The organism is Nocardia nova, from assembly GCF_002933465.1.
Taxonomy (GTDB): domain Bacteria; phylum Actinomycetota; class Actinomycetes; order Mycobacteriales; family Mycobacteriaceae; genus Nocardia; species Nocardia nova_B.
In genome coordinates this window covers 163,079-171,327 of the sequence record NZ_PSZE01000012.1, presented here as the reverse complement: position 1 = coordinate 171,327, position 8,249 = coordinate 163,079, and the positions used below count along the sequence as shown (strand labels likewise).

The 8,249-nt window shown below is 66.5% G+C and carries 6 protein-coding genes; 1 reads left to right on the top strand and 5 read right to left on the bottom strand.

All coding sequences use genetic code 11. From position 1 onward, the window contains the following. Positions 1-77 precede the first annotated feature (77 nt). Entirely contained in the window at positions 78-1,295 is a 1,218-nt protein-coding gene (locus C5E41_RS17065) for an NAD(P)/FAD-dependent oxidoreductase (protein WP_104376810.1), read from the bottom strand. Positions 1,296-1,435: 140 nt separating this feature from the next. After that, positions 1,436-3,133 carry a lipase family protein gene (locus tag C5E41_RS17060; RefSeq protein ID WP_258081031.1) on the bottom strand — a complete coding sequence of 566 codons (1,698 nt, stop codon included), beginning with the start codon at positions 3,131-3,133 and terminating at the stop codon, positions 1,436-1,438. Between the two features lie 238 nt (positions 3,134-3,371). On the opposite strand from C5E41_RS17060, the gene C5E41_RS17055 reads away from it, so the two are divergent. Next, on the top strand, positions 3,372-4,637 hold the full coding sequence (locus C5E41_RS17055) for an MFS transporter (protein WP_258081030.1): 1,266 nt from the start codon (positions 3,372-3,374) through the stop codon (positions 4,635-4,637). Positions 4,638-4,661: 24 nt separating this feature from the next. Here the strand turns inward: C5E41_RS17055 and C5E41_RS17050 are convergent, their stop codons facing one another. Genes C5E41_RS17050 through C5E41_RS17040 form a run of 3 tightly spaced genes read right to left on the bottom strand, consistent with a single transcriptional unit; the run spans position 4,662 to position 8,218 of the window. Beyond that, a complete protein-coding gene (locus tag C5E41_RS17050; RefSeq protein WP_104376807.1) occupies positions 4,662-6,098 on the bottom strand; it encodes an MFS transporter in 1,437 nt (478 codons plus the stop codon). After that, positions 6,095-6,796, bottom strand: a complete 702-nt coding sequence (locus tag C5E41_RS17045) for a hypothetical protein (RefSeq protein ID WP_258081029.1) — start codon at positions 6,794-6,796, stop codon at positions 6,095-6,097. Before C5E41_RS17045 ends, C5E41_RS17050 begins: the two co-directional genes overlap by 4 nt. A 15-nt stretch (positions 6,797-6,811) precedes the next feature. Continuing rightward, on the bottom strand, positions 6,812-8,218 hold the full coding sequence (locus tag C5E41_RS17040; RefSeq protein WP_104376805.1) for a condensation domain-containing protein: 1,407 nt from the start codon (positions 8,216-8,218) through the stop codon (positions 6,812-6,814). Between the last annotated feature and the right edge of the window lie 31 nt (positions 8,219-8,249).

The following is an 8,249-nucleotide window of genomic DNA, read 5'->3' as shown; positions in this document are numbered from 1 at the left end:
TCTTCTTCCTTCTGAACGACTTGGTAGGTCTTCTGAAGGATCACGCGGTGACCACCCTTTTCCCGGCTACGACACGCTCAGATTTGGTCTGACGCCCGAGTCGTACACCATCCTGCTGGACTCAACCGTCCTCCGCGACGGGCCCGCAGCTGGGCCGGCCGGTGCTTGCCGTCGGAGAACCAGTGGTGCGAGCCGGGTTTGCGGGCCTCCGTCGCCAAGTGCTTGATTCCTGCCTCACACGCGAATTCCTTGAGCTTCTTGCCTGCGAACCCGCCGAAGTACAACCGCATGGCGGTCTCGTCCTTGTGACCGAGCTGGTAGATCCCCGCGTCCCGGCCGAAGCTGAGGCACATCGCGGGGAAGGCGAGGTCGACGGGTGCGGGCTGTTCACCCGCGATGCGATGCAGCACCGTATCGGCGGCGTGTGCTCCCAGGCAGTACGCCGTGTAGGCACTCATGCGGAACGGCAGATCCGAGGGCGCCGACGAATCACCCGCCGCGACGATGCGTTCGTCGTCGACACTGGTCAGTGTCTCGTCGGTGCGCAGGCGTCCGGCAGCATCGACGCTCAATCCGCTGCGAGCGGCCAGATCCGGTACGCCGAAGCCGGCAGCCCAGATTGTCACGGCACTCACCAAGGTTCGGCCGTCGCCGAGTTTCACCACGTCTCGCCGGATCGCGGTGACGGTCGCATCGGGACCTTCGACGACCTTCACTCCGAGCTTCGCGAGGTATTTGTGGGCCGTGCGCCGCGCCTTCGGGTGCAGATACGGTCCGAGAACACTGCCACAGACCAAGGTGACCGTGCGTCCCTGCTCGGCCAGCTCGGCGGCGGTCTCGATCCCGGTCGGCCCGCCCCCGATCACCGTCACCGGGGCCGATGAGGGCGTATCGACGAGGACCGATCGGAGCCGCTGCGCCGCCTCCAAAGTCGCTACGGGATAGGCGAATTCGGCCGCGCCCGGTACCTGCGGCGTGGGGGTCCCACTCCCCACGGCGTAGATCAGATAGTCGTATCCGATGCTGCCGCCGTCGGCCGAGTGCACGGTGCGCTCGGTTGCGTCGATCCGCGTCACGCCGTCGACGACCAGCCGTACCTTCTCGGCGAGGACGTCCTGGTAGTCGACGACCGCCTCGTGAGTCGCACCCACCAACTGGTGCAACCGCAGTCGCGGAACGAAGACCCGGCGTGGGTTGATCAGGGTCACCCGCACGTCGTCTCGCTGCATCAGACGGTTGGCTGCCATCACACCGGCGTATCCGCCGCCGATCACCACGACTTCGTAGTTGTTCATCGTCTTTCCTCCGTGTGCTGAGGGTGTCGGGCATACGACGCCGCATCCCGCACGGCTGTGACAACGAGTGACGTGGATCACGCGATACGCCGGATGTCAGCGATGCTGTCGTGGATCGGTGGATCGACTCGGCACTCGCTCTACGGGTGCTGCGGAGGGTTTCTCGGCCGGGAGACCTCGCTGGGCGCACTGTTCGAGGTGCTCTGCTGTGCTGCGGCATCCGCGCGCGGCGCCACTTCGCAGGCGTTCGGCGCCGGGACACCCGCCAAGCGCTCACCCAGCCACTGCGTCGATCCGAGAAAGCCGTCGAAGTAGCCGAGTATGTGTTCCCCGCCCACGATGCTCTTCGTGGCCGGAACTCCCAGAGCACACTGTTCGGCATAGAACGCCTCGGCCTTCGCGACCGGCATCCAGGGATCGTGCACACCGTTGTAGACATAGATCGGCATGCCGGCCTTCTTGCCTTTCAGACTCAACCGCCGGAACATCATGTCGGCGAATTCGGTGTGGAGCGGGTCGGCCATATCGGCCACGGCCGCAAAGGGTACGAAGACGCCGATGTCGGCCATGGTCGAACTGCACACGTCTTTGAGCGGGGAAATGGCCGCCCATTGCGCCAGATGATTCATGCGGCCGAGGATGTCGGGATGCTCTCGGGCCAGCGCGAGGGTCACGGTCAGCATCAGTCCCGAGGCGTAGGTGCCGTCGAAGGTCTTGGCGAAGGATTCGTAGTCGACGGGCAGGCCGCCCATCGCGGCACCGGCCAGGTTGGGTGCCAGTTCCGGGGCGTATTCGCGCGAGAGCATCGCGGCGGCGTAGCTGGCGATGGCACCGCCGGAATAGCCGGTCATCGCGAAACGGCTCTCGCCGAACTCGTCCGGCATCAGATGCCGTACCGCACGCACGGTGTCGAGCATGATGTGGCCGGCCACGGTCGGCTCGGCATACGCCATCAACGGTCCCTCGTGATCCGGGATCACCACCGCGTAGTTCCGGCTCGCGGCCCACATCGTCGGTGAGGGGACGAAATCATTGCCGGTGCCGCCGGTCGTGATGTCGAATCCGTGTGAGAACACGTAGCCGGGAGTGCAGCGTCGGTTGAGCGCGTTGATCGGTGGGGCGTTCAGCAGCACCGGCCGGGTTCCGGGCCCGCTCCACCGGGCAAAGGGCAACAGCAGCGTCGCGGTCCCGAAGGACGGCGCACCCGAGGAGTTCGTGGTCCGGAATTTCAGCTGTATCGCCCGCTGAACCGGCGTGAGCACCGTCAGGAAGACCATCGGAACCCCCGGCCAGCTGACGTCACGCGATTCGATGACGTCACCGGGTGCGTACTGCGCGAGATCCGGCGGAGCGTCGTCGAAGAACGGATCACCGGTCGGACTGGATTGAATCGCCTTCCACAGCGCCTGCGGGTCCGATGCCCCGCCGGGATCGGCGGCAGCGGACCCGATCCCGGGCAGCACGGACGTCGGCGCGGGAATGGTGTCGTCGAGCCATTTCTGGAACGCCGACGGGCCCGGATCCTGTTGGGCGACCGAAGGTTTCGGATCGGAGGACGCTGCAGCGCCCGGATCGGCCGCCGGCGGCACAGCGGAAGTGGACGCCGGCGGCACATCCGGACCGGAGGCAGGCGGCGCAGGCCGGTCGGTGGTCGACGGCACGCTGGGACCGGATGCCGACGGAGCTGTCGGGGCGGCGGTGGCCGGGGCGGCAGTGGTCGGGGCGGCAGTGGTCGGGGCGGGGGTCAGCGCCGACGGGTCAGCGACCGCGGCAGCTTGCCCCGAGGTCAGCGCACAACCCATCGCCACCGTGACCACAATGCCCCGTAGACATTTCACGACAACACACCCGTCCTGTCGGAGTCGTACTCGAACCGAAGGTCGTGCAGAAGTGGAACAGTCCCGGCTACCCGGCACCCAAGGGCGCGGGTCGGCGGCGGCCGACGCCGCACCGACTTTCGAAAGATACCCCGGAACAGCGAAAATCGGGGGATCCGCGACGGCACACCACCTCGTGTCCGCGAGCGGTCGCCGCGGGTACAGCTGGGCGCCACCACCGATGGATCGGAGTCGGCCTGTGACACGTACTACCGCGCAGACGGATCGACTCTCACCCGACTTCTATCGCCTGTGGCGCGCCTCCACCGTCAGTCGGATGGGCAGTGCCTTGGGCGCGGGTGCTCTCCCACTGGTCGCCGTCCTCGTCGTGCACGCCTCCGCGCTGCAGGTCTCGCTGATGGCGGCGCTGGCCGGATTTGCCAGTGCGGCAATCGCATTGCCGATGGGATCGTTCATCGAGTTCCGTCGCAAACGACCCATCATGATGCATGCCGACCTCGTCTCGTTCGCGGCCCTCGCCAGTGTTCCTCTGGCCGCATGGCTCGGTGCGCTTACCTACGGGCAACTCTGCGTCGTACTCACGCTGCAAACCCTCTGCGGAATGGTGTTCAACGCCGCCAACGAGGCCTATGTCAAAGCCGTCGTCGCCGAGCCGCAGCGCGTGCGAGCCAATAGCCGGTTCGAAGCCACCTTCTGGACCGCATCCACCATCGGCGCGCCGATCGGCGGCCTGCTCGTCACGGTGTTCGGTGCGACGATCACCGTGGCGCTCGACGCGGTCAGCTATCTGCTGTCCGCGTTCGGGATCCGCAGCATCGCGACCATCGAACCGATACCAGCGCACGCACCGGTAGGCCACCACTGGCGGCGCGAGATCCACAGCGGATGGACCTACATCTTCGATCACCCCGTACTGCGCCGGCTGTTCTGGAACGGCATGCTCTTCGGCGGAGCAGTCACCCTCACCACCCCCTTGCTCGCCCTGCTCATACTGCGCGAACTGCACTTCGCACCGTGGCAGTACGGACTCGCCCTGGGACTGCCCTGCCTCGGTGGCCTCATCGGGTCGCTGTGCAGCCCGAGACTTGTCGCGCGATTCGGTCGACGCGCAGTCCTCCTCGGCTCCGGTACGTTGCGAACCTGCTGGATGGGGCTACTCCTGATCGCAGGCCCCAGTACGCGAGGACTTCTCGTCATCCTGTCCGCCGAAACTCTCCTGCTGCTCTGCGCCGGAGTGTTCAACCCGATCTTCGCCACCTACCGAATGAACTGCACCACCGACGATCACATGAGCCGCGTCCGCACCGCGTGGTCGATCAGTTCGAAGAGCGTCCAGCCCGCGTTCATCGCCCTGGGCGGGCTCATAGCCGGCGCGACGAGCACGCGAGTGGCGATCGGCTGCGCGACCGCAGCGGTGCTCGCCAGCTCGGCCCTGCTGCCCTGGCGGCAGAGCGGGTGGGCGAGCTCGAGCCCACATCCCGGTGTGCCGCCGGATAGCGAATGACAGCCGACACGCACGGCGGGAGCCTCAGTTCATGTTCTGCGCTCGTGGCAGAGCCAACGTCAGCGCCCCCAGACCGAACGACACCACGGCCAAGGCCAACATCATGGTGATCGCGCCGTTGAGGGTGTGGGAGCGGAAGAACAGGGTGGTCAGCACTGCCAAACCCAGTGCGTTGCCGATCTGTTCGATGGTCGGGACCACACCCGATGTCTCGGACATGTGGTCGGCGTTCAGGCCGGACAGCATGATCGGCTGGATTTGGACTGCGAAGATCCCTACTCCGAAACCGGCTGCGCACACGGCGGGGGTGGCGATGAGGGGGTTGGCGATGCCGCTGGTCAGGTGGAGGTAGATGGCGCCGCCGGCCATGCAGCCTCCGTAGAGGGTTACTCCGCCGGCCAGGATCAGCACTCCGCACTGGCGGACCAGGAACAGGGAGGCGATCGCTCCTGCGCCAGCTCCCACAGCGAATAGCGTCATCACGATCGCCGTGTGCCAAGGCGTGTAGCCGAGGACGTCCTGCATGGTGATGGAGGCGGCGAAAACGAAGGCGGTGAACAGGCCGAAGAAGACGCAGATAAGGATCGAGCCGATACGGAAGCCTCTGTCGGAGAAGAGTTCCAGGCGCATCAACGGGCCGGCTCCGCGAGACGAACGCCTGATCTGGTGGGCCACGAACAGAGCGCACACCACTACCCCGGCCAGGACGAGGGCGAACGGCTGGGGTTGCCAGCCGTGCTGTTGGACCAGGGCGAGGGCAGAGACGAGCAGCAGTAGCCCGGCGCCCGACAATGCCGCGCCGCCGAGGTCGAGGCGCTCGGGTGACGCCGGTCGGCCGATCCGCAGAAAACGCCAGGCCAGGGCGAACGCGACCATGCCGATGGGGAGGTTGATCAGGAAGACCGTGCGCCAGCCCCAGCCGCCGATGTCGACGGTGAGCAGGGCGCCGCCGAGGATGGGGCCGAGCATACCGGCGAAACCGGCCACCCCGCCGTACATGGCGAAGACCAGGGAATGGCGTTCGCGAGGGAAGCTGGCGATAAGGATGGCGATGGTCTGCGCCGCCATGCCCGCGCCCGCGACGCCCTGAACTATGCGTGCCAGGACCAATTCATCGGCGCCGGTGGACAATCCGCACCACACCGAGGCAGCGGTGAACGCCACCACCGAGGCGAGGAACAGCATACGGCGGCCGAGCACGGCCCCGAGTCGGGCGGCACTGAGCAACGTGCAGGCGAAGGCCAGCGAATAGCCCGAGATGACCAGCAATTCCGCCGAGCGGGAGGCCCCCAGATCGGACGTCAACCGAGGCAGGGCTGTGTTCACGATCGTCACGTCGATCATTTGCATGAACACCGCGATCAGACAGCCGGCGAAGGCCAGCCACGCCGTCCCTTCGGAAGGTGACGAACCGGGAAGCAGGACAACGCTTTCCGGCCCACCGAGGGTATTCTCCCTCATCCGGCCAGCTCGATCACGCTACGAGGCGCGGACAAGGCCAGTTCGGTCGGAAAACTCACGCGCACCACACGATGTGGTGGTGCTACCTCGATATGCGCCACGAACGGTGGCAGTAGCCCGCCGATCATCTTGTCCAGCAACATGTTCACCTGCCCGAAGCTGGGCCGCAGGCGCACCTGGCGGCATTCGATCTCGCCGGCGCCGACCACCGAGTCCGTGCGCTTGTCCACGCGCGCGACCAAAGGCCAGTGCACCGAGAAGGCCAGCCACGTATCGATCGACTGCACCGAGCCCTCGGTGAGGTCGAGGCCGCGCAGCAGGGTCAGGCCGCCGACGATCGGCATGACGTCGGTGGGGAACGGTGTGGGTGCGCCGCCTATCGGGAGGTGGACGGTGTCGATGAAATGCGCCTCCTCGCGAGAGACCACCGCGCCGCGAGAGCGGGTTTCGGCGCGGTAGTCCTCGGCGCGCAGGAATCCGTCGAGCCGGCCGAAGCGCTGGTCGACGGTCAGTTCCAGTTCGCCGTCGCCGCTCGATGCCTCGAGCAGCGTTCGGTACCCGCCGTTCTCGTGGGTGACGACGCTGGTCAGCTCGAAACCCGAACTGCGCCCGTCGGTTGCGACGGTGTACCGGCATTTTTCGCCGTCGGGTATGCCGGGGTCGCGAAAGAGGGTGGGCACCGTACCTCCTGAATCCACGAAACCTCCTGTAGTTCAGTTCGTTTCCGCGTCGCTGTCGATGATCGACGCGAAAACCGAGCGCATCGCCGCGATATAGCGCTCGACCGAGTCGTGGGCGACCGCGGTGTCGGGATAGATGACGCTCAGCGTGGTCCCGGACGGCAGCCGGTTGACCCAGATCAGCGCCTCTTCCGACGCGGCACGGTTGGCGTAGACGCCGGCGGTGACCTCGTCGAAGAATTCGTGGCCCAGGAAGTCGCGGGCGTCGATGAACGAGATCATCGGTGTGACCCAGCCGGGTTCGGCCTTGATCTCCGAGTCGGCGGGCAATAGCTCGAGCACCCGGTGGAACGAGGTGGGCGCCAGGCGGAGCCCGTTCTCGTAGGCGCGCTGGGCCAGTTTCAGCGTGCGGGTGACGGGGGTGCCGGGGCCGAGTGGAAAGGCCACCGGCACCAGCGTCACATACCAGCCGACCGAATTACCCTCCGCCGCCGAGGTTCTCGTACTCACCGGAGTCATTCCGAAGTAGTAGTCGGAATCGGTGAGATCGCGTTCGGCCAGGGCCGCCGCCGCGAAGACCCCGCCCACGAATTCCGCGTCGTTGGCCCGGCAGACTTCTTCGAAGACCAGCGCCTGCTGTTCGTCCAGCAGGGTCACCGTCCGATGAGCGCTGCGGTTGTAACCGTCGGAGCGCTTGCCGAGGTCCAGCGGAAAGGACGGCAGCCGATTATCGTTGCCGCGCAACAACTGTAACCACTTCTGCACACCCGGCGAGGACAGCGTCAGCGTCTCGCTGTAGGCCCGCTCGGCGACGCAGTAGTCCAGATAACTCGCCGCCGGGGGCAGCGGGTCCGCCTCGCCGCCGAGTTCGGCCAGATACAGCTGCGCGAAATCGGATGCGGACAGGTATTGCCCGAGACCGTCGGTGTGCAGGTGGTCGACGGCGAGGTAGACCGTGGTCGCGTCACCGTGTTCGACGGCTCCGAAGGTGAAGCAATCCCAGTGGAACGGATCCGGAGTCGTCTTCTCGACGTGCTGACGGATCGCGGCCGGATCGTCGATCCATCCGTAGTCGATCGGAATGAAGTCGACCACCTCCTCGGGCACCAGATGCCGCCGCACGGTGCCGTCGGCGTCGATGTCGAACCAGGTGCGGAACGTGTCGTGGCGCAACAGGAAGGTGTTGATGATCCGCGTCATCGCGTCCCGGTCCAGGCCACCGGTCGGGATCCGCGCGGTGGCCAGGCACAGCCCGGAGAAGCGGAAGTCGGCGGCGGCGTGCCGATCCGCTTGGCGCAGATACTGTTGCTGTTGCAGCGAAGGGGGCGCCGGATGCACCGGGGCGGTCCGGGCCCGCGCCACCGCCTGCGGTGACGCGACCCAGGTGACCATCCGCCCCGGCGGCGGCGACCATTCGTCGATGAGTCCGAAGTCGACCACGACTACCTCATTTCCACCGGTGGGCATCGAA

Excerpts from the sequence above, each read along its gene's own strand:
- C5E41_RS17050 (WP_104376807.1), bottom strand. The coding sequence starts at position 6,098 with ATGAGGGAGAATACCCTCGGTGGGCCGGAAAGCGTTGTCCTGCTTCCC.
- C5E41_RS17065 (WP_104376810.1), bottom strand. The coding sequence starts at position 1,295 with ATGAACAACTACGAAGTCGTGGTGATCGGCGGCGGATACGCCGGTGTG.